19 protein-coding genes are annotated in these 21,407 nt (G+C 71.1%); 12 read left to right on the plus strand and 7 right to left on the minus strand.

The window, feature by feature from the left end:
- Window positions 1-8: 8 nt before the first annotated feature.
- A complete protein-coding gene (ychF, locus tag JKV81_RS29920) occupies window positions 9-1,097 on the minus strand; it encodes a redox-regulated ATPase YchF (protein ID WP_124274474.1) in 1,089 nt (362 codons plus the stop codon).
- A gap of 230 nt (window positions 1,098-1,327) precedes the next feature.
- Here ychF and JKV81_RS29925 point away from each other — a divergent pair, with 230 nt between their 5' ends.
- Complete coding sequence (locus JKV81_RS29925; protein WP_202078785.1) at window positions 1,328-1,957, plus strand: DUF6542 domain-containing protein; 630 nt, start codon at window positions 1,328-1,330, stop codon at window positions 1,955-1,957.
- A gap of 86 nt (window positions 1,958-2,043) precedes the next feature.
- On the opposite strand, the gene ppgK is transcribed toward JKV81_RS29925, so the two are convergent.
- Both ppgK and JKV81_RS29935 read right to left on the minus strand, forming a co-directional pair.
- Window positions 2,044-2,781 (minus strand): polyphosphate--glucose phosphotransferase, encoded by a 738-nt coding sequence (gene ppgK / locus JKV81_RS29930; RefSeq protein WP_129265266.1) that lies wholly within the window; start codon window positions 2,779-2,781, stop codon window positions 2,044-2,046.
- 111 nt (window positions 2,782-2,892) lie between these two features.
- Window positions 2,893-3,882: a 4-hydroxy-3-methylbut-2-enyl diphosphate reductase gene (locus JKV81_RS29935; RefSeq protein ID WP_202078787.1), complete on the minus strand. Its 990-nt coding sequence runs from the start codon at window positions 3,880-3,882 to the stop codon at window positions 2,893-2,895.
- Between the two features lie 78 nt (window positions 3,883-3,960).
- On the opposite strand from JKV81_RS29935, the gene JKV81_RS29940 reads away from it, so the two are divergent.
- The 4 genes from JKV81_RS29940 to JKV81_RS29955 all read left to right on the plus strand — a co-directional run bounded on the left by JKV81_RS29940 (window position 3,961) and on the right by JKV81_RS29955 (window position 7,680).
- Window positions 3,961-5,304 carry an APC family permease gene (locus JKV81_RS29940; protein ID WP_129267111.1) on the plus strand — a complete coding sequence of 448 codons (1,344 nt, stop codon included), beginning with the start codon at window positions 3,961-3,963 and terminating at the stop codon, window positions 5,302-5,304.
- Window positions 5,305-5,429: 125 nt separating this feature from the next.
- Entirely contained in the window at window positions 5,430-6,641 is a 1,212-nt protein-coding gene (xseA, locus tag JKV81_RS29945; RefSeq protein WP_099174845.1) for an exodeoxyribonuclease VII large subunit, read from the plus strand.
- A gap of 64 nt (window positions 6,642-6,705) precedes the next feature.
- On the plus strand, window positions 6,706-6,957 hold the full coding sequence (locus JKV81_RS29950) for an exodeoxyribonuclease VII small subunit (RefSeq protein WP_202078789.1): 252 nt from the start codon (window positions 6,706-6,708) through the stop codon (window positions 6,955-6,957).
- A gap of 132 nt (window positions 6,958-7,089) precedes the next feature.
- Complete coding sequence (locus JKV81_RS29955; RefSeq protein WP_129265263.1) at window positions 7,090-7,680, plus strand: malonic semialdehyde reductase; 591 nt, start codon at window positions 7,090-7,092, stop codon at window positions 7,678-7,680.
- A gap of 90 nt (window positions 7,681-7,770) precedes the next feature.
- Here the strand turns inward: JKV81_RS29955 and JKV81_RS29960 are convergent, their stop codons facing one another.
- Window positions 7,771-8,325: a DUF4245 domain-containing protein gene (locus JKV81_RS29960; protein WP_307820630.1), complete on the minus strand. Its 555-nt coding sequence runs from the start codon at window positions 8,323-8,325 to the stop codon at window positions 7,771-7,773.
- 144 nt (window positions 8,326-8,469) lie between these two features.
- Here JKV81_RS29960 and glpX point away from each other — a divergent pair, with 144 nt between their 5' ends.
- Window positions 8,470-9,501 (plus strand): class II fructose-bisphosphatase, encoded by a 1,032-nt coding sequence (gene glpX / locus JKV81_RS29965; protein WP_099174695.1) that lies wholly within the window; start codon window positions 8,470-8,472, stop codon window positions 9,499-9,501.
- A gap of 61 nt (window positions 9,502-9,562) precedes the next feature.
- Here the strand turns inward: glpX and JKV81_RS29970 are convergent, their stop codons facing one another.
- Both JKV81_RS29970 and JKV81_RS29975 read right to left on the minus strand, forming a co-directional pair.
- Window positions 9,563-9,928, minus strand: a complete 366-nt coding sequence (locus tag JKV81_RS29970) for a WhiB family transcriptional regulator (protein WP_202078793.1) — start codon at window positions 9,926-9,928, stop codon at window positions 9,563-9,565.
- 164 nt (window positions 9,929-10,092) lie between these two features.
- Window positions 10,093-10,764 carry a DUF1707 SHOCT-like domain-containing protein gene (locus tag JKV81_RS29975; RefSeq protein ID WP_202078795.1) on the minus strand — a complete coding sequence of 224 codons (672 nt, stop codon included), beginning with the start codon at window positions 10,762-10,764 and terminating at the stop codon, window positions 10,093-10,095.
- Between the two features lie 203 nt (window positions 10,765-10,967).
- Between JKV81_RS29975 and JKV81_RS29980 the strand changes: the two genes are divergently transcribed.
- The 4 genes from JKV81_RS29980 (at window position 10,968) to JKV81_RS29995 (ending at window position 17,385) form a co-directional block, all read left to right on the plus strand.
- Window positions 10,968-12,635 (plus strand): fumarate hydratase, encoded by a 1,668-nt coding sequence (locus JKV81_RS29980; RefSeq protein ID WP_164493618.1) that lies wholly within the window; start codon window positions 10,968-10,970, stop codon window positions 12,633-12,635.
- 246 nt (window positions 12,636-12,881) lie between these two features.
- Entirely contained in the window at window positions 12,882-14,285 is a 1,404-nt protein-coding gene (locus JKV81_RS29985; protein WP_202078797.1) for a class II fumarate hydratase, read from the plus strand.
- Between the two features lie 44 nt (window positions 14,286-14,329).
- Window positions 14,330-15,058, plus strand: coding sequence for a cytidylyl-2-hydroxypropylphosphonate hydrolase (gene fomD / locus JKV81_RS29990; RefSeq protein WP_124274463.1), 729 nt, complete (start codon window positions 14,330-14,332; stop codon window positions 15,056-15,058).
- A 383-nt stretch (window positions 15,059-15,441) separates the two neighbouring features.
- Window positions 15,442-17,385, plus strand: a complete 1,944-nt coding sequence (locus tag JKV81_RS29995; RefSeq protein ID WP_129265260.1) for an ATP-binding SpoIIE family protein phosphatase — start codon at window positions 15,442-15,444, stop codon at window positions 17,383-17,385.
- 88 nt (window positions 17,386-17,473) lie between these two features.
- On the opposite strand, the gene JKV81_RS30000 is transcribed toward JKV81_RS29995, so the two are convergent.
- Window positions 17,474-19,705: a transglycosylase domain-containing protein gene (locus JKV81_RS30000; protein WP_129265259.1), complete on the minus strand. Its 2,232-nt coding sequence runs from the start codon at window positions 19,703-19,705 to the stop codon at window positions 17,474-17,476.
- A gap of 221 nt (window positions 19,706-19,926) precedes the next feature.
- Here JKV81_RS30000 and JKV81_RS30005 point away from each other — a divergent pair, with 221 nt between their 5' ends.
- Together JKV81_RS30005 and JKV81_RS30010 are read left to right on the plus strand one after the other, a co-directional pair.
- On the plus strand, window positions 19,927-20,898 hold the full coding sequence (locus JKV81_RS30005; protein WP_129265258.1) for an SPFH domain-containing protein: 972 nt from the start codon (window positions 19,927-19,929) through the stop codon (window positions 20,896-20,898).
- Window positions 20,895-21,146, plus strand: a complete 252-nt coding sequence (locus tag JKV81_RS30010; protein ID WP_202078799.1) for a type II toxin-antitoxin system antitoxin — start codon at window positions 20,895-20,897, stop codon at window positions 21,144-21,146. The genes JKV81_RS30005 and JKV81_RS30010 overlap by 4 nt, the downstream gene beginning before the upstream one ends.
- Window positions 21,147-21,407 lie beyond the last annotated feature (261 nt).

The following is a 21,407-nucleotide window of genomic DNA, read 5'->3' on the forward strand; positions in this document are numbered from 1 at the left end:
TCATCCGCTCAGACGTTGAAGCGGAACTCCACCACGTCCCCGTCCTGCATCACATAGTCCTTGCCCTCCATGCGCGCCTTGCCCTTGGCGCGGGCCTCCGCGACCGAGCCCGTCTCGACCAGGTCCTCGAAGGAGACGATCTCCGCCTTGATGAAGCCCTTCTGGAAGTCGGTGTGGATCACACCGGCCGCCTCCGGGGCCGTGGCGCCCTTCTTGATCGTCCAGGCGCGGGCTTCCTTCGGGCCTGCCGTGAGGTAGGTCTGGAGGCCCAGGGTGTCGAAGCCGACGCGGCCGAGGGTGGCCAGGCCGGGCTCTTCCTGGCCCATCGACTGGAGCAGTTCGAGGGCCTCGTCGTCGTCCAGCTCGATGAGCTCGGACTCGATCTTGGCGTTGAGGAAGATGGCCTCGGCCGGGGCGACCAGGGCGCGCTGCTCGTTCTTGAAGTCCTCGTCGACCAGCTCGTCCTCGTCGACGTTGAAGACGTACAGGAAGGGCTTCGTCGTGAGCAGGTGCAGCTCGTGGAGCAGGCGGCCCTTCTCGGTGCCGGCCGTGATACCCCGGGAGAAGAGCGTGTCGCCCGCCTCCAGGATCTTCTGGGCCTCCTCGACGGCGGCGAGGACCGCGACCTTGTCCTTCTGGAGGCGGGCCTCCTTCGTCAGGCGCGGGACGGCCTTCTCGACGGACTGGAGGTCGGCCAGGATCAGCTCGGTGTTGATCGTCTCGATGTCGTCCTTGGGCGAGACCTTGCCGTCGACGTGGACGACGTTCTCGTCCTTGAAGGCGCGGATGACCTGGCAGATCGCGTCGGACTCGCGGATGTTCGCCAGGAACTTGTTGCCCAGGCCCTCACCTTCGCTCGCGCCCCGCACGATGCCCGCGATGTCGACGAAGTCGACGGTGGCGGGGAGCAGCTTCTGGGAGCTGAAGATCTCGGCGAGGGTGTTCAGGCGGGGGTCGGGGACGCCCACGACGCCGACGTTCGGCTCGATGGTGGCGAACGGGTAGTTGGCCGCCAGCACGTCGTTCTTGGTCAGGGCGTTGAACAGGGTCGACTTGCCGACATTCGGCAGGCCGACGATTCCGATCGTGAGCGACACTTTGGCGACTTCCTGAAGTGGAGGAGAGGGGCTGTGCGGGCGGGCCGGGAGTGGACCGATTCTCCAGTTTACGGGCGGGGCCGGGCGGCCCGTCACGGGTGCGCGGGAGGCGGCTTCCCGGGGGCCGAACGGTGCGGTTTCGGCCAGGTGTGGTCGAACGCAACGCCAAGGTCACCCAAAGCGCGTGTCCAACGCCCGAAAGAGTGCACCCGGCGACCTAGGTTGTCGGGGTGGAGCAGCACAGGACACGTACCCCGCAGCGCACGCAGTCCCCGCAGGTTCAGCCCGCCCCGCCCGGCGGGCTGGGCGAGGTCACGGCCCCCGCCGGCTATCCGGTGACGGTCGCGGTCGCCCCTGCGCCGGCGACGGGCCCGGGGCCGGCGGCGCGCGGTTCCCGGCCCGGCGGCGTCCCGCCCGTGGTCCTGGCGCTGCGCCGGTTCCCCAACCCCCGGCTGACCGGCATCGGCGCCGGGCTCTTCGCGGCCCTGACCATGTTCCTGCTGGCCTGCGTGGACCGGGTGCTGTTCGGCGCTTCGGAGATCGTGTACGGGGTGCTGTTCCTGCCGGTCAGTGCCCTGACGGCCCTCTGGGTGCGGCCCGCCGACCTGGTGACCGCGCCGATCATCGTGCCCATCGCCTTCGCGATCGGGGTGATCCCCGTCGCCGGGGGCACGGGCGGCTTCGGCGGGCAGGCGATGGCCGTGGTGACCGCGCTCGCCGTCCATGCCGGCTGGCTGTACGGCGGCACGCTCGTCGCGGGTCTCATCGCCTCCGTACGGAAGGTCCGGCAGATGCGGGAGCGGCAGCGCCACCTGCTCCGGGCCGACCGCGCCGCCGCCGCCCGCCGCCCCCGCGCCTGAGGGACCGCACGGAAGCTACTTGCCCGCCCCCGTGCCTGAAGGACCGCGCGGAAGCTACTTGCCCGCCCCCGCGCCCAGGTACCGGGCTACTTGCCCGCGGCCGCCATGGCCGCGCCGACGATGCCCGCGTTGTTCTGCAGCTGGGCCGGGACCATCTCGGCCCGTACGTGCTCGATGAGCGGCAGGAACTTCTCCGCCTTACGGCTGACACCCCCGCCGATGATGAAGAGCTCGGGCGAGAACAGCATCTCCACGTGGACCAGGTACTTCTGCACCCGGTGCGCCCAGTGCTGCCAGCTCAGGTCCTCGTCCTCCTTGGCCTTCGTGGAGGCGCGCTTCTCGGCGTCGTGGCCGTGCAGCTCCAGGTGGCCGAGCTCGGTGTTGGGGACCAGCTGTCCGTCGGTGAAGACCGCGCTGCCGATGCCCGTACCGAGCGTCAGCATGATCACCGTGCCCTTGCGGTCGCGGCCCGCGCCGAAGGTCATCTCGGCCACCCCGGCCGCGTCGGCGTCGTTGAGGATCGTGACGGGCTGACCGATCCGGTCGCTGAGGAGCGTCCGGGCGTCGGTGTCGATCCAGCCCTTGTCCACGTTGGCCGCGGTCCTGGTGATGCCGCCGGTGACGACTCCCGGGAAGGTGATGCCGACCGGGCCCTTCCAGTCGAAGTGCCCGACGACCTCGGCCACACCGTCGGCCACGCTGTCTGGCGTGGCCGGGTGGGGTGTCAGTACCTTGTGGCGCTCCTGCGCCAGCTCTCCGCGGTCCAGGTCCACGGGCGCACCCTTGATGCCCGAACCGCCGATGTCCACACCGAAGATCTCCATGTGATCCACGGTACGGGCAGGTGGCGGGGATCACTCCCCGGACGGGCGATCCGAGGGGCGGTGCCCAGGGCACGCCCCGGGCACCGTGCGCCCCCGGGCGCGGACCGGCGGCTACTCCGCGGCGAGCGCGGCCGCCTCGGCGCGCAGGTCGCGCCGGAGCTCCTTGGGCAGCGAGAAGGTGATCGACTCGTCCGCCGTCTTCACCGTCTCGACATCGGCGTAGCCCCGCTTGCCGAGCCACTCCAGCACGCCGTCGACCAGGACGTCGGGCACCGAGGCACCGGAGGTGAGGCCGACCGTGGTGACGCCCTCCAGCCAGGCCTCGTCGATCTCGTCGGCGAAGTCCACCAGGTGGGCGGCGGGCGCGCCGGCGTCCAGGGCGACCTCGACCATGCGGATCGAGTTGGAGGAGTTCTTCGAGCCGACGACGATGACCAGCTCGGCGTCCTCGGCCAGCTTCTTCACCGCGATCTGGCGGTTTTGCGTGGCGTAGCAGATGTCGTCGCTGGGCGGGGAGAGGAGGTTCGGGAACTTGTTCTTGAGCGCCCCGACGGTCTCCATCGTCTCGTCGACGGAGAGGGTGGTCTGGGAGAGCCAGACGACCTTCGACTCGTCGCGGACCTCGACGTTGGCGACGTCCTCGGGGCCGTCGACCAGCGTGATGTGGTCGGGCGCCTCGCCGCTCGTGCCGATGACCTCCTCGTGGCCCTCGTGGCCGATCAGGAGGATGTCGTAGTCCTCCTTGGCGTAGCGGACGGCTTCCTTGTGGACCTTGGTGACCAGCGGGCAGGTCGCGTCGATCGTGGCGAGCTTGCGCTCGGCCGCCTCCGCGTGGACGGTCGGGGCGACGCCGTGCGCCGAGAACATCACGATGGAGCCCTCGGGCACCTCCGCGGTCACGTCGACGAAGATCGCGCCCTTCTTCTCGAGCGTCTGCACGACGTACTTGTTGTGCACGATCTCGTGCCGGACGTAGACCGGGGCACCGTACTGCTCCAGGGCTTTCTCGACGGCGATCACGGCGCGGTCCACACCCGCGCAGTAGCCACGGGGTGCGGCGAGCAGGACACGGCGGGCAGGAGTTGCAGTCATGCGTCCCATCGTAAGGCCGTGTCGAACAGGCGCCGGGACGGCGTGGTGGTGAGACTGATGCGTACGCGGACCAGCGACGGAGGCTTCATGGCGGGCAGCAGCACGGAAAAGGGGAAGCTGCGGCGCACACTCGGGTTCCGGGACCTGGTGGTCTACGGGCTGCTGTTCATCGCACCGATGGCCCCGGTCGGGGTCTTCGGCACGCTGGACGCCAGGTCCGACGGGGCCGTGGCGCTGGTGTACCTGGTGGCGACCGTGGTGATGGCCTTCACCGCCTTCAGCTACGCCCAGATGGTCCATGTGGCCCCGCTCGCCGGTTCGGTCTTCGCGTACGCCCGCAAGGGGCTCGGGGAGGGCCCGGGGTTCATCGCCGGCTGGATGGCGATGCTCGACTACCTGCTCATCCCCGCCGTCGCCTACCTCTTCTCGGGGATCGCGATGAACGCGCTGGTCCCCGAGGTGTCGCGGTGGGTGTGGACGGCGATCGCGGTCGTCGTGACGACCCTGCTCAACCTCTGGGGCGTACGGGCGGCCGCCCGGGTGGGCTTCGCGGTGCTCGCCATGGAGATCGTGGTGCTGCTGGTGTTCGTGGTGTCGGCGGTCGTGGTGCTCGCCCGGGACGGGGCGCAGCGCGGCTGGCTGTCGCCGCTGACCGGGGACACCGGGTTCTCGATGACCGCGGTGCTGGGGGCGGTCTCCGTCGCCGTGCTCTCCTATCTGGGCTTCGACGCGATCGCCTCGTTCGCGGAGGAGGTGACGGGGGGTTCCGCGAAGGTGGCGCGGGCGGTGCTGTTCTGCCTGCTGCTCGCCGGGGCCCTGTTCGTGGTCCAGTCGTACCTGGCGGCGCTGCTGGAGCCGGTGAGCTCGGCGGAGCTGGCCGCGGATCCGGTGAAGCAGGGGTCGGCGTTCTACGACGCGGTGGACGCCTCGGTCGGGACGTGGCTGCACGACCTGGTGGCCGTCAGCAAGGCGATCGGCGCGGCCTTCGCGGCGCTGGCCGGGCAGGCGGCGGCCGGCCGGCTGGTGTTCGCGATGGGGCGGGAGGGGCGGCTGCCGTCGTTCCTGTCGCGGGTCGACAGCCGGTCCGGGGTGCCGCGTGTCGCGATCTCGTGCGCGGCGGTCGTGACGCTGGTGGCGGCGGTGTGGGCGGCCCGGCGCGACGACGGCCTCGACCATCTGGTGTCGGTCGTGAACGTGGGCGCGCTCACCGCGTTCGTCCTGCTGCACGCGTCGGTGGTCGGCTGGTTCGCCGTACGCCGGATGGAGGGGCCGCCGAGCTGGTGGCGCCACATCGTGGTGCCGGTGGTGGGCGCGGGCGTGCTGGTCGCGGTGATCCTGGAGGCGACGACGAGCGCGCAGCTGGTGGGCCTGTGCTGGCTGGGCATCGGGCTGGTGGTGCTCGCGGTGCAGTGGGGGCGGCGGACGGCCTGAGGGGCTCCCTCAAGGCGCACGGGCCCGGTACGCGCCGCCGCAGGACCCGGTACGCGCCGTACGGCCCCCCGTTCGAGCCGTACGGAAGGCCCTGGTTGTCCGTACCGGCCGATACGCTCGCCCGTATGGCTCTCACTACGTCCCCGGAAGCCCCGCTGCCCGTCGGCGACGTGTCGCGGCTGATCGGCGGGTGGATCGACCGGCTCGGCGCGGTCTGGGTCGAGGGGCAGATCACCCAGCTCTCGCGCCGGCCGGGCGCCGGGGTGGTGTTCCTGACGCTGCGCGACCCGTCCCACGACATCTCGGTGAGCGTGACCTGCTTCCGGCAGGTCTTCGACCGGATCGCGGACGTGGTGACGGAGGGCGCCCGGGTGGTCGTCCTCGCCAAGCCCGAGTGGTACGCCCCGCGGGGACAGCTGTCCCTGCGGGCCACGGAGATACGGCCGGTGGGCATCGGCGAGCTGCTGGTGCGGCTGGAGCAGCTGAAGAAGTCGCTGGCCGCCGAGGGGCTCTTCGCCCTGGACCGCAAGAAGCCGCTCCCCTTCCTGCCGCAGCTGATCGGCCTGGTCTCGGGGCGGGCGTCGGCGGCCGAGCGTGACGTCCTGGAGAACGCCAGGCGGCGCTGGCCGGCGGTGCGCTTCGAGGTGCGCAACACCGCGGTGCAGGGCGTGCACGCGGTGAACCAGGTGGTGCAGGCCGTCCAGGAGCTGGACGCGCTGCCGGAGGTCGACGTGATCGTCGTCGCCCGTGGCGGCGGCAGTGTCGAGGACCTGCTGCCGTTCTCCGACGAGGCGCTGATCAGGGCGGTGGCCGCGTGCCGTACGCCGGTGGTCTCCGCCATCGGGCACGAGCCGGACTCGCCCCTGCTCGACCTGGTGGCCGACTTCCGGGCGTCGACGCCGACGGACGCGGCGAAGAAGGTCGTGCCGGACGTGGGCGAGGAGCTCGACCGCGTCCAGGGGCTCAGGGACCGCGCGCTGCGGACCGTGCGCGGCCTGATCGACCGGGAGGAGCGCGGGCTGGCGCACGCGCTGGGCCGGTCCTCGATGGAGCGGCCGCAGCGGATGGTGGACGAGCGGGAGGCCGAGGTCGACGCGCTGGTGGGGCGGAGCCGCAGGGTGCTCGGGCATCTGCTGGACCGCGCCGACTCGGAGCTCGCGCACACCCGGGCCCGGGTGGTGGCGCTGTCGCCCGCGGCGACGCTGGAGCGGGGTTACGCGGTGCTCCAGCGGCCGGACGGCCATGTGGTGCGCTCCCCCGCGGACGCCGGGGCGCCGGGCGAGGAGCTGCGGGCGCGGGTATCCGAGGGCGAGTTCACCGTACGGGTCGCGGAGTGACGGCCCCGCAGGCCGTCGCCGCCGGGGGCCGGGTTTGTCGGAGCCCGCGCATAGGGTGGTCGGCATGACGGACGACGGGACGACGACGGCTGCCGCGACGGGCACGCTCGGGTACGAGCAGGCGCGGGACGAGCTGATCGAGGTCGTACGCCGCCTGGAGGCGGGCGGCACGACGCTGGAGGAGTCGCTGGCCCTGTGGGAGCGCGGCGAGGAGCTGGCGAAGGTCTGCCGGCACTGGCTGGAGGGCGCGCGGGCCCGGCTGGACGCGGCGCTGGCGCGCCCCGAGGAGGACACGGAGCCCGGCGGCGCGGAGTAGGGGCGCCCGGGTCGCTTCGGGGGTGTCTGTGCGGTGGATCACTCCCGCCCAGATTTAGTTGAAGTTTAATCTATTCCTCGGTTACGGTGATCGCATCGCTCGACCCGTTCCGTCCGGAAGGTAACGCTCCAGATGTCCCTCGTTCTTGACCCCGCCGCCCAGGACCTCCTCTTCCGCGAGGCCCGCACTGCCAACACGTTCACCGACGAGCCGGTGACCGACGAGCAGGTCCAGGCGATCTACGACCTGGTCAAGTACGGCCCCACCGCCTTCAACCAGTCGCCGCTGCGCGTCGTCCTGGTGCGTACGCCGGAGGGCCGCGAGCGTCTCGTGAAGCACATGGCCGAGGGCAACCGGCCGAAGACCTCCTCCGCCCCGCTGGTCGCGCTCCTCGTCGCCGACCACGAGTTCCACGAGGAACTCCCGGCGCTCATGCCGCACTTCCCGCAGGCCAAGGACGCGTTCTTCTCCGAGCGCCCGGTCCGCGAGCAGTCGGCCGCGCTGAACGCCGCGCTCCAGGCCGCCTACTTCATCATCGGCGTCCGCGCCGCCGGCCTGGCTGCGGGCCCGATGACCGGCTTCGACGCCGCGGGCATCGAGAAGGAGTTCCTGGACGGCGACCACAAGCTCCTCATGGCCGTCAACATCGGCAAGCCGGGCGACGACGCCTGGTTCCCGCGTCTGCCGCGCCTCTCCTACGACGAGGTCGTCACGACCGTCTGAGCCCCGCCCGGGGCGCAGCCCCGGGACAGCACGGGAAGAGCCCCGCGACGCCGAGCGTCGCGGGGCTCTTCCGTATGCGCGTACGGCGTGTCAGGAGGCGGCGGGAGCGCCCGAGGCGTCGTCCGCGGAAGCCGTCTTCAGCGAGGCGGCCATCTCCGCCAGCCGGTCGGCGGGGGCGGAGCCGGTGACCACGGTCGTCACACCCTCGGCGTGCAGCACGAGCGCGTCGTACTTCGGACCCTTCCAGACCTCCCAGGCCTGCCCCGAGACGTCGCGGGTGCGGCCGGTGTTCTCGGCGTCCTGGCTGACCTCGGGGATGTACTTCTTCGCCGGGGTCGTCGACTGCTCCACGGCCACGTACTTGTCGTCCGGGTCGAGGAAGCCGAGGTGCCAGCCCGCGCCGTTCTGCCCCTCGTACGAGACGGAGGTCGGCTTCCAGTCGTCCGGCAGCCCGGCCGGGGCCGCCACCGGGTACGGCGCGGCGCGCCGGGCCGTCGCGAGCTCGACCCGGTAGTCGACCGCCTTGATCGGGTCGGCCTTGTCGTCGTGCGGGATGAAGATGTAGACGACGCCCGCCACTGCGGTGATCACGAGCATCGACAGGATCATGTCCCGGACGGTCTGCTTGCCTCGCTTGCTTGCCACGGACTCAATGGTGGCATGAGCCGCCCGGCGCCCGGCCAGCGGGCACCCGCTCATTCGTGACCCGCTCTGCTCATTTTATCGACCTACCGATAGAGTCACAGCACCCTCTTTTCCGGTCGTCGTCGTACAGAAAGGTGCGCTCCGATGTCCGAGCATCATCTGCCGTCCCAGCTCGAGGTCTCCCCGGAGGCCCCCGACCGCAACCTGGCCCTGGAGTTGGTGCGGGTCACCGAGGCCGCCGCCATGGCCGCCGGTCGCTGGGTCGGCCGCGGCGACAAGATCGGCGCCGACGGCGCCGCCGTGAAAGCCATGCGCACGCTCGTCTCCACGGTGTCGATGAACGGTGTCGTCGTCATCGGTGAGGGCGAGAAGGACGAAGCCCCCATGCTGTTCAACGGCGAGCGGGTCGGCGACGGCACCGGCGCCGAGGTCGACATCGCGGTCGACCCGATCGACGGCACCACGCTCAACGCCAAGGGCATGCCCAACGCGATCGCCGTGCTGGCGGCCGCGGACCGCGGGGCGATGTTCGACCCGTCCGCGGTCTTCTACATGGACAAGCTGGTCACCGGCCCCGAGGCCGCCGAATTCGTCGACATCAACGCGCCCGTGGCGGTGAACATCAGGCGCGTCGCACGGGCGAAGAACTCCGCGCCCGAGGACGTCACCGTCGTCGTCCTGGACCGCCCGCGCCACGACGGCATCGTCAAGGAGATCCGCGAGACCGGCGCCCGGATCAAGTTCATCTCCGACGGCGACGTGGCGGGCTCCATCATGGCCGCCCGCGAGGGCACCGGCGTCGACCTGCTGATGGGCATCGGCGGCACCCCCGAGGGCATCATCTCGGCGTGCGCCATAAAGTGCCTCGGCGGTGTCATCCAGGGCAAGCTCTGGCCCAAGGACGAGGCGGAGCGGCAGAAGGCGCTGGACGCGGGCCACGATCTGGACCGGGTGCTGTCGACCGACGACCTGGTCAGCGGCGACAACGTGTTCTTCGTGGCGACGGGGATCACCGACGGTGAGCTGATGCGCGGTGTGCGGTACCGCGCGGAGACGGCGACCACCGAGTCGATCGTGATGCGGTCCAAGTCCGGCACGATCCGGACGATCTCCTCGACCCACCGGCTGTCGAAGCTGCGCGCCTACAGCGCGATCGACTTCGACCGCGCCAAGTAGCTCCGGAGAGCGTGGATGTGGGGGCCGCCCGGCCGGGCGGTCCCCACATCCACAAACGGTCTCAGCCGGCTATGCGGCCGGTCGGCGCCGCGGCCTTGAGCTCCACGTCCCGCCTGCGGCGGCGGGCGAGCACCACCCGGCGCTCGGCGGCGGTGAGGCCGCCCCACACCCCGTAGGGCTCGGGCTGCACGAGCGCGTGCTCCCGGCACTCCACCATCACCGGGCACCCCGCACAGACCTGTTTCGCGGCCTGCTCACGGGCCAGCCGGGCAGCAGTCGGCTCCTTCGACGGGGCGAAGAACAGCCCGGCTTCGTCCCGGCGGCACACCGCCTCCGAGTGCCAGGGCCCCGCCTGGTCCTCCCGCGCGGGTGTGCGCTGGGACGGAACGGCGGCGACCTGCAGGGGCTGATGCGGCATGTGCAGCACGGTCCACTCCTGACGACGGCTTCGGCTTCGTGAGCGAGAGGCGATGCAGCACTCCCTACCCGCTGTACGCACGCCTATGCACTGAGTGGTGCCGCCGTGCGGGCCCTCGCCGCGCCCCTGTACCGGCCGTTGGCCGGAATTCGCCGTGAACCGGCCGCCCGGCCTCAGTGGCCGAGGTGCTTGCGCAACTGCTTCTGGAGATTGGTGATGAGCTTGCCACGCTTGGGCTTTGCCTCGACGTTCCCGAACACCGAGTAGCCGTTCACGACGACCACCGGGGCTTCCGGGTCGGCGGATTCCAGTGTGTCGACCTCGAAATTGCCGAAAATGCCCGTCCCGCTGCCACGCAGCGAGATGTTCTCGGGAACCTTGATCTCGACGCTGCCGAAGATGGACGTCGCGTTGATGACCGTCAGACGCTGGCCGAACAGCGCCTCGGTCAGGTCGATCTCCACGCTGCCGAAGAGCGAGAAGGCGTTCGTGCGCCCGCCGACGCGCCAACGGCCCTTGCGGGTGGAGCTGCTGAACACCGCCACCAGATTCTCGGCGGGCCCGGACGCCCCCTCGGGACCGTAGCCGTACGGCGAGGCGCCCGGCCGGGCCGCACCTCCGGCCGCCGGCAGGTCCTGGACCAGCGGCTCCAGCTCACCGACCGTCTTCGCCCGGTAGACGAGGTCGACCCGCTCGGCGTGCTCGTCCGCGGTCAGCCGGCCCTCGGCCACGGCGTCTCGCAGGATGTCCGCGATCCGGTCACGGTCCGCGTCGGAGGCGCGGATTCCGGCGGGCGCGGGACCGGCCGGAGCGACGGGCTGCTGGGGCTGCTTCTCGAGGTCCACCGGACCAGACTACCCAAACGCGATAGATCGCGACCAGTACCTCTCCGGCCTCGCTCGGAAGAAGCGGAGGAATCCGCCGTACGGGATCAGGCGCCCCCGGGTGAGCCTTACCTCACAGGCCCGGCGCGTCGGCGGCGTTCTACCCTGGTGGATGCGCTGCCCAAGGGTGGTCAGCTGCTGTCGCCGAGTGAGGAATGGCCGTAATGCCAGAGTTTGCGTACTCCGATCTGCTCCCCCTGGGGGAGGACACCACGCCGTACCGGCTGGTGACCGCCGACGGCGTCTCGACCTTCGAGGCCGACGGCCGTACGTTCCTCAAGGTGGCTCCGGAGGCCCTGCGCACGCTGGCGGCCGAGGCCATGCACGACATCTCCCACTACCTGCGCCCCGCCCACCTGGCGCAGCTGCGGCGCATCGTGGACGACCCCGAGGCCTCCTCCAACGACAAGTTCGTGGCGCTGGACCTCCTGAAGAACGCGAACATCGCCGCGGCGGGTGTCCTGCCGATGTGCCAGGACACCGGCACGGCGATCGTCATGGGCAAGCGCGGACAGAACGTGCTCACCGAGGGCGGTGACGAGGAGGCCCTGTCGCACGGCATCTTCGACGCGTACACCAAGCTCAACCTGCGGTACTCGCAGATGGCCCCGCTGACCATGTGGGACGAGAAGAACACCGGTTCCAACCTCCCGGCCCAGATCGAGCTGTACGCGACCGACGGCGGCGCGTACAAGTTCCTCTTCATGGCCAAGGGCGGCGGCTCGGCCAACAAGTCGTTCCTCTTCCAGGAGACCAAGGCGGTCCTCAACGAGGCCTCCATGATGAAGTTCCTGGAGGAGAAGATCCGTTCGCTGGGTACGGCGGCCTGCCCGCCCTACCACCTGGCGATCGTCGTCGGCGGTACGTCGGCCGAGTTCGCGCTGAAGACCGCCAAGTACGCCTCCGCGCACTACCTGGACGAGCTGCCCGCCGAGGGCTCCCCGACCGGCCACGGCTTCCGGGACAAGGAGCTGGAGGAGAAGGTCTTCGAGCTGACGCAGAAGATCGGTATCGGCGCGCAGTTCGGCGGCAAGTACTTCTGCCACGACGTGCGGGTCGTCCGCCTGCCCCGGCACGGCGCCTCGCTGCCGGTCGCGATCGCCGTGTCCTGCTCGGCGGACCGCCAGGCCACCGCGAAGATCACCGCCGAGGGCGTCTTCCTGGAGCAGCTGGAGACGGACCCGGCGCGCTTCCTGCCGGACACCACGGACGAGCACCTCGACGAGGCGGGTGACGTCGTGAAGATCGACCTGAACCGCCCCATGGACGACGTCCTCGCCGAGCTGACCAAGTACCCGGTCAAGACCCGGCTCTCGCTGACCGGCCCGCTGGTCGTGGCGCGCGACATCGCGCACGCCAAGATCAAGGAGCGGCTGGACGCGGGCGAGGAGATGCCGCAGTACCTGAAGGACCACCCGGTCTACTACGCGGGCCCGGCGAAGACCCCCGAGGGGTACGCCTCCGGCTCCTTCGGCCCGACGACGGCCGGCCGTATGGACAGCTACGTCGCGCAGTTCCAGGCGGCGGGCGGCTCCAAGGTGATGCTCGCCAAGGGCAACCGGTCCAAGCAGGTCACCGACGCGTGCGACGCGCACGGCGGCTTCTACCTCGGCTCGATCGGCGGCCCCGCCGCGCGTCTCGCGCAGGACTGCATCAAGAAGGTCGAGGTCGTCGAGTACGAGGAGCTCGGCATGGAGGCGGTCTGGCGGATCGAGGTCGAGGACTTCCCCGCGTTCATCGTGGTCGACGACAAGGGCAACGACTTCTTCACCGAGCCCGCCCCGGCCCCCACCTTCACCAGCATCCCGGTCCGCGGCCCCGGCCTCGGCTGACCGCACACCCGACGGAGGGGCGCGCCCGGTTCGCCGGACGCGCCCCTCCGTCGTTTGCGGACGTGCCGGGCTCCGGTGGGCGCCTCCCTGGGGCCCGGTGGGCCCTCGGGGCCGGGTGGGCGCTCCGGGCCCGGTGGACGCGTGAACGTCGTGGCCGGGTGTGATCCGTCCGGGGGGCCTGGGCAGGAGTAGCGGGGAATACGGCGGGCGCGGACCGTGCTCGCCTCAGCAGGAGGTAGGAACACCATGGGCGAACCGGCCGAGGACACGCAGTACCGCGTCGAGCACGACTCGATGGGCGAGGTGAGGGTGCCCGCGCACGCGAAGTGGCGGGCACAGACACAGCGCGCGGTGGAGAACTTCCCGATCTCGGGGCAACGGCTGGAGCGGGCCCACATCGAGGCCCTGGCCCGGATCAAGGCCGCGGCGGCGAAGGTCAACGCCGAGCTGAAGGTGCTGGATCCGGACATCGCGGACGCGATCCAGGAGGCCGCCGCCGAGGTGGTGGCGGGGCGCTGGGACGAGCACTTCCCGGTCGACGTGTTCCAGACGGGCTCCGGAACGTCGTCCAACATGAACACCAACGAGGTCGTGGCGACGCTCGCCACGGAGCGGCTGGGGCGTGAGGTCCACCCCAACGACCACGTCAACGCCTCCCAGTCGTCGAACGACGTGTTCCCTTCGTCGATCCACATCGCGGCGACCGCCGCCGTCACCGCGGACCTGATTCCGGCGCTCGAACACCTGGCCGCTTCCCTGGAGCGGAAATCGGCCGAATTCTCGGAGGTCGTGAAGTCGGGCCGTACGCATCTGATGGACGCCACCCCCGTCACCCTGGGGCAGGAGTTCGGCGGTTACGCGGCGCAGATCCGGCACGGCGTCGAGCGGCTGCACGCCTCGCTCCCCCGGCTCGCCGAACTCCCCCTGGGCGGTACGGCGGTGGGCACAGGGATCAACACCCCGCCCGGCTTCTCCGCCGCGGTGATCGCCGAGGTCGCCCGCACGACCGGGCTGCCGCTCACCGAGGCCCGCAACCACTTCGAGGCGCAGGGCGCCCGTGACGGGCTCGTCGAGACCTCGGGCCAGCTCCGTACGATCGCGGTCTCGCTCACCAAGATCTCCAACGACCTGCGCTGGATGGCCTCCGGCCCCCGTACGGGTCTCGCGGAGATCAGCCTGCCCGACCTCCAGCCGGGGTCCTCGATCATGCCGGGCAAGGTCAACCCGGTCGTCCCGGAGGCCGTGCTCATGGTCGCGGCCCAGGTCACCGGCAACGACGCCACGGTCGCCGTCGCGGGAGCCGCCGGGAACTTCGAGCTCAACGTCATGCTCCCGGTGATCGCGAAGAACCTGCTGGAGTCGGTGCGGCTGCTCACCAACGCCTCCCGGCTGCTCGCCGACCGCACGGTCGACGGCATCACGGCCCATGCGGAGCGGGCCCGGCAGTACGCGGAGTCCTCGCCCTCGGTCGTGACCCCGCTGAACAAGTACATCGGCTACGAGGAGGCCGCGAAGGTCGCCAAGAAGTCCCTGGCCGACGGCACGACGATCCGGGAGACCGTGCTGGCCGGAGGATACGTCGAGCGCGGCGACCTGACGCTGGAACAGCTGAACGAGGCCCTGGACGTGTTGCGTATGACCCGTCCCTGACGCGTAACGCACCGTACGGGCGGGTGCGTCCCTAAGATCTCTTCATGACAGCGACGGACGCGGGTACGGGAGCAGGCTCCGGGGCGGGTGCGGGGGACGGTGTGCGCTGGTCGCCGGGGGACCGGATCCTCTGGCGCTACCGGGACAACGAGAGACCCCGCCCCGGTGAGACCGGTGGCGGCCGGGCGGTCCACATCTGCCGGCCGGTCACCGTCGTGCAGGACACCGACGAGCTGCTGGCGGTCTGGATGGCGTCCGGCACCGAGTGTGTGCGGCCGGTCCTCGCCGACGGCACCCAGGTGCACGCCGAGCCGCTCGCCACCCGCTACACCCGCCCGCGCACGACGGTGCGCTCCCGGTGGTTCGGCTCGGGCGTGCTCAAGCTCGCCCGGCCGGGCGACCCCTGGTCGGTGTGGTTGTTCTGGGACCGCGGCTGGCTCTTCCGCAACTGGTACGTCAACCTCGAGGAGCCCCGCTCACGCTGGGCGGGCGGGGTCGATTCGCAGGACCACTTCCTGGACATCTCCGTACGTCCCGACCACAGCTGGGAGTGGCTCGACGAGGACGAGTTCGCACAGGCCCAGCGGGTCGGCCTGATGGACGAGGCCACCGCCCGGCGGGTGCGTGAGGCGGGGCTGGCGGCCGTCGAGGTGATCCAGCGCTGGGGCTCCCCGTTCAGCGACGGCTGGGAGCACTGGCGGCCCGACCCCCGGTGGCAGGTCCCGCCGCTGCCGGATGACTGGGACCGCACCCCCGCTCCCACGCCGCCGTGAGACCCTTGATGCACCCCAGGGGGGCAAACGTAGGATCGCCCTCCGAGAACCGCTCCGCCGGACCGATGCGCCACAACCGGCGTGACCGGACAGGGGCCTGACCACCAGTCACCGCACGCATCGCATGAGTCACACGGCTTACGGAGCCGGGTGGGCCGTGCGTCGCACGCACCACTACGAGGGGGTGGAGACGTGTTCGCTTATCCCTGCCCGGCCACCGGCAGAACCCTTGCCGGCATGCCTGCCGGGCGTACGGTTTCGGCCCCTTTTCCATGGGCATCCGGTGACAGCCGTTGTTCTCACCGCTCTTGCCGGGGCACAGTGGCGCAGCCCCCCGAGGTGATTGCCTCATACAACCGGCCCGGACGGACGGAATCCCACGCGTGACGGAGCACCCCACCTCCCACGAAGGCCGGCAGCCCCTCGCCGCCCGGCCGCAGGAACGCGCCCGGCCCCGGCAGGAGGAGGCCCCGCAGGGCGCCGCTGCCACCGCCGCGATCCCCGGCCCTTCCCCGGCGCCTCACCCGGCGAAGGGCCCGGGCCCGAACGCCGTACCGAATCCGGCGCCCGGCGCCGAGGGCGCCGCACCCGTCGCCGACACGCAGACGCTCAGCCGCCGCGAGGGGGACCGGCTGCGTTTCGTCGGCGCGGCGACCCGCCGGATCGCGCGCGGCATAGACCTGGACGAGATCGTGCTGGGCCTGTGCCGGGCGAGCGTGCCCACGTTCTCCGACGCCATACTCGTGTACCTCCGCGACCCGCTCCCGGTGGGCGACGAGCGGCCCGTCAACCCCTTCGTGCTGCGGCTGCGGCGCACCGACCGGCTGCGGCTGGCCGACGAGGAGAGCGAGACCGGGCCTGAGGGCGAGCGGCTGCGGCTGCCCGTCACCGACCCGCAGGCCGGGCTGCTGCCCGCCGCCGACCTGTGCGAGATCCGGGCGGGCGGTGCGCTGGCCGAGGTGCTGCGCGGGGTGCGGCCCGTCTTCGGGGACTCCGCCGCGGCCCGCGTCGCCCTGCCCGAGCTGCTGGGGGCGGGGCGGACCGTACCGACCGGGCACCGGGCGATCCTGGCTCCGCTGCGGGGCCGCCGCCGGGTCATCGGCGCCGCCGTCTTCCTGCGCGGCACGGACCGTCCGCCGTTCGAGGCGAACGACCTCCTGGTCGCCGCCCAGCTGGCCACCCACACCGCGCTCGGCATCGACAAGGCCGTGCTGTACGGCCGCGAGGCGTACATCGCCGACGAGCTCCAGCGCACGATGCTCCCCGACTCGCTGCCGCAGCCCACGGGCGTACGCCTGGCCTCGCGCTACCTCCCGGCCGCGGAGACGGCCCGTGTCGGCGGGGACTGGTACGACGCGATCCCGCTGCCCGGCAGCCGGGTCGCCCTGGTCGTCGGGGACGTGATGGGGCACTCCATGACGTCCGCCGCGATCATGGGCCAGCTCCGCACCACCGCGCAGACCCTGGCCGGCCTCGACCTGCCGCCGCAGGAGGTCCTGCACCACCTCGACGAGCAGGCGCAGCGGCTCGGCAGCGACCGCATGGCGACCTGCCTGTACGCGGTGTACGACCCCGTCGCCCACCGCATCACCATCGCCAACGCCGGTCATCCGCCGCCCGTGCTCCTCCATCTGGGCGGCCGGGCCGAGGTGCTGCGGGTGCCTCCGGGCGCCCCGATCGGGGTCGGCGGGGTCGATTTCGAGGCGGTCGAACTGGACGCCCCGGCGGGGGCCACGCTGCTGCTGTACACGGACGGCCTGGTGGAGTCCCGGATGCGGGACGTCTGGACGGGTATCGAGATCCTGCGGGAGCGGCTCGCCGCCACCGCCCAGCTCACCGGCCCGGACCATTCGCCGCCGCTGGAGGCGCTCTGCGACGACGTGCTGGACATGCTCGGCCCGGGTGACCGGGACGACGACATCGCGCTGCTGGCGGCGCGGTTCGACGGGATCGCGCCGAGCGATGTCGCGTACTGGTTCCTGGAGCCGGAGGACGCGGCGCCCGGCCGGGCCCGCAGGCTGGCCCGCAGGGCGCTGAGCCGGTGGGGCCTGGACGACCTCTCGGACGAGGTGGAGCTGCTGGTCAGCGAGGTGGTGACCAATGCCGTGCGCTACGCGGAGCGGCCGGTGACGCTGCGGCTGCTGCGCACGGACATCCTGCGCTGCGAGGTCGGCGACGACTCCCCTCAGCTGCCCCGGCAGCGGCGTGCCCGGGAGACGGACGAGGGCGGACGCGGGCTGTTCCTGGTCAACCGGCTGGCCCGGCGGTGGGGGGCGACCCGGCTCTCCACGGGCAAGGTCGTCTGGTTCGAGATGGCCACGCCGTGACCCGCTGATCTCCGAGGCGGGAAACGGGTGAGGGGCGGGTGCCGGCACGGCACCCGCCCCTCACCCGTTCATCTGTCCGCAGCCGTCGCTACTGCCCCAGCAGGCCGTCGCTGCCCGGGCGCTCGCCCGGCGGCTGGTCCCCGTCGTCGGGGTCCTTCGTGGCGCTGGGACTCTCGCTCGGGTCCCCCGTGGGGGTCTCGCTCGGCGTCTCGGCCGGCGGCGACTCCTCGCCGGCGGTCTCGCTCGGCGACTCGGTGGGTGTCTCGGGCTCCTCGGAGGGGGTCTCCGAGGGCTCATCGGTCTCGGACGGGGTGACGGAGGGGCTCTCGGTCACCGAGCTCTCACCGCGCTCCACGCCCTCCAGGTCGAAGGTGGCGTCCGAACCGCCGCCGAGTGCGCCCAGGGTGTAGTCGGCCCAGATCTTCGCGGGGAAGCCGCCACCGTTGGCGCGGCCGGAGTTGGCCGTGCCGGTGAGGCTGACCTGGCCGCCGCCGTCCTTGGTCGACTCCCCGTACAGGGCGACGACGGTGGTGAGCTCCGGGGTGTAACCGGCGAACCAGGCCGCCTTGTTGTTCTCGGACGTACCGGTCTTGCCCGCCGCGTCGTAGGCGGAGGTGTTGGCCTCGTGCCCCGAGCCGACGTCGACGACCTCGGTCAGCGCCTTCGTCACGGTGTCCGCGGACGTCCGGCTGATCACCTGGCTGCCCACCCCGTCGACGGGCTCCATGGTGCGGTCACGGTGCTCGGCGGACTTCACGATGGTCGGGGTGACCTTCTTGCCGTGGTTGTCGAGCGTGGCGTACACCCCGGCCATGTCCCACGTCGAGGCGTTCATGGTGCCCAGGGTGATCGCGGGCCGCTCGGGGAAGTTCTCGTCCGGTACGCCCAGGTCGAGCGCGGTCTTCTTCACGGCGCTCGGGGTGACGTCGACGACCATCTGCGCGAAGACGGAGTTGATCGACTTGTCCATCGCCGTCTGGACGGTCGGGCTGTCGTAGCTGACGTCGTCCTCGTTCTCCGGGGCGAACGGGGTGTCGCTGCCGACGACCGGGCGCTTGCTGGTGCCGTCGTAGACCGTGTCCAGGCCGATCAGGTCGCCGTCCTGGGTGACCGACTCGTTCTCCAGCGCGGAGGCGAGCACCAGCGGCTTGAAGGTGGAGGCCGGCTGGTAGTCCTGGCGGGTGGCGTTGGAGATGTAGTGCTCGGTGGCGCCGACACCGCCGTACAGGGCGACGACCTTGCCGGTCTTCGGGTCCACGGACGTGGCGCCCGCCTGGACGGTCGCGTCGACCTTGCTGTCCTTGCGGTCGAGCTGGTCCTCCAGCTGCTCGTCGACCGACTTCTCCAGCTGCTTCTGCCGCTTCCTGTCGATGTTGAGGGTGATCGTCCAGCCGCCGGCGTCGAGCATCTCGTCGGTGATGCCCTGCCGCTTCATCTCGTCGTTCGCGGCCTCGACGAGGTAGCCGGTCTGGCCGTCCATGCCGGGGGCCGCCTTGGGGGCGTCCGGGACGGGGAACGTCATCTTGTCCCGCTCGGCCCGGTCGAGCCAGCCCTCGTCGACCATGTTGTCCAGCGTGTAGGCCCAGCGGTCCTTGACCAGCTTCTTGCCGCGCTCGGAGGCCACGGCCCAGTCGTACTGGCTGGGGGCCTGGAGCAGGGCTGCGAGATAGGCGCCCTGCGAGGTGTCGAGATCCTTGGCGTCGACGCCGTAGTACGCCTGGGCCGCCGCCTGGATGCCGCTCGCGCCGCGTCCGTAGTAGACGGTGTTGAGGTACCCGGCGAGGATGTCGTCCTTCTTCATCCGCTGGTCGACCTTGAGGGAGATCACCAGCTCCTTGAGCTTGCGGCTGACCGTCTGGTCCTGCGTGAGGTAGTAGTTCTTCACGTACTGCTGGGTGATCGTGGAGCCACCCTGCTTGCCCTTGCCGGAGAGCGTGTTGAGCAGGCCTCGCGTGGTGCCCTTGAGGTCGACGCCCTGGTCCCGGTAGAAGGACTTGTTCTCGGCGGCGACGAAGGCGTGCTGGACGCCCTTGGGCACGGTGCCTATGTCGACGATCTCGCGGTTGACCTCGGAGTTGCTCCGGGCGAGGAGCGTGCCGTCGCTGTACTTGTACACGTTGCTCTGCTTCTGGGCCTGGGCGTTGGCCTCAGGCACGTCCACGTAGACGTAGAGCGCCGCGAAGGCGCCCATCACGAGCAGGCAGAGCCCGAAGAAGGTGCCCAGCATCTTCCGCCAGGTGAAGAGCCGGCGTATGCCACCGCCCCTGGCGGCCCGGCGCGCTTCCCGCCCCTGGGCTCGTCGCGCATCCGCTCGACCCATGCTGTGGTGCTCCTGTTCTTCTGCTCGTACCGCTCAGGTCAGACGTGCCAGCTAACACCGAAAGCCTGGACAAAAGACAAGCGATCCGGCCTTTTCCGGACGTGAGAATCAGCACCCGGTCCTGAAGGAACCGACTCCCGAGGGGTGCACAAGGTTGCGAGAGGCATTAATGTGTAATCACATTGCTAGCGCGGTGATAAGCCGCACGAGACGGGGGACCCATGTCCGCACCACACGACCTTCCCGGCGCCGACGGCCCGGCCGCCGAACTGACCCCGGACACGCCCGAGATGCCCGAGCCGCAGGTCAGGGAGGTGACCGCCCACTCCATCCCCGGCGGTCTCGGCCTGCTCCTGACCGTCCTCGGGGTCTTCCTCGGCGTGGCCCTGTGCATCATCGGCGGCGTCCTCGGCTCCGACGGCAACAACGCGGTCGGCGTCCCGCTCTTCATCCTCGGACTGCTCCTGGCCATCGCGTCCTTCTTCTGCATGAGCGGTGTGAAGATGGTCGCTCCGGGCGAGGCCCGGGTCATACAGCTCTTCGGGCGGTACGTCGGTACGATCCGCGCGGACGGGCTGCGCTGGATCAACCCGCTGACCTCCAGCCGCAAGATCTCCACCCGGGTCCGTAACCACGAGACGGCCGTCCTGAAGGTCAACGACGCCTACGGCAACCCGATCGAGCTCGCGGCGATCGTCGTCTGGAAGGTCGAGGACACGGCGCAGGCGCTCTTCGAGGTCGACGACTTCCTGGAGTTCGTCGCCACGCAGACCGAGGCGGCGGTCCGGCACATCGCGATCGAGTACCCGTACGACGCCCATGACGAGGGCGGGCTCTCCCTGCGGGGCAACGCGGAGGAGATCACCGAGAAGCTCGCGGTCGAGCTCACGGCGCGGGTTCAGGCGGCGGGCGTCCGCATCATCGAGTCCCGCTTCAGCCATCTCGCGTACGCGCCCGAGATCGCCTCGGCGATGCTCCAGCGGCAGCAGGCGGGGGCGGTCGTCGCGGCCCGGCAGCAGATCGTCGAGGGTGCGGTGGGCATGGTCGAGATGGCGCTGACCCGGATCGCGGAGCAGGACATCGTCGAGCTCGACTCCGAACGGAAGGCGGCGATGGTGAGCAACCTGATGGTCGTGCTGTGCGGTGACCGTGCGGCGCAGCCGGTCCTGAACACGGGGTCGCTCTACCAGTGACCGACGACGCGGCTCCTCCTCCCGGACGGGAGGCCCGGCGCGGGCCCACCCGCAAGCAGATGCTGCTGCGGCTCGATCCGGCGGTGCACGATGCGCTGGCGCGGTGGGCCTCGGACGAGCTCCGCAGCGCGAACGCGCAGATCGAGTTCCTGCTGCGGCGGGCGCTGTCGGAGGCGGGCCGGCTGCCGGGCGGGGCGTCCCCGATCCCCCGCCGGGGCCGCCCCCCGAAGAGCACACCACCGGACTGACGCACTCAGCCCGCACCCCGGGCCAGGTGCCCCCGCGGGCCTACCCATTCAAGCCCGCCGGCACAGGCTCACCCACTCAAGCCCCGCCCCGGGCACGGTGTCCTCGCAGGCCGACCCATTCAAGCCCCGCCGGCGATTGAGGCGCGGGGGTCCGGGGGCGGAGCCCCTGGCAGCCCGCCCCCCGGGCACGGGGTCCTCAATCGCCGGACGGGCTTGATTTGGCACCCAGCACCCCGCGCGCAGGCCCGCCCATTCGCCCTC

Source organism: Streptomyces silvae, assembly GCF_016745505.1.
Taxonomy (GTDB): domain Bacteria; phylum Actinomycetota; class Actinomycetes; order Streptomycetales; family Streptomycetaceae; genus Streptomyces; species Streptomyces silvae.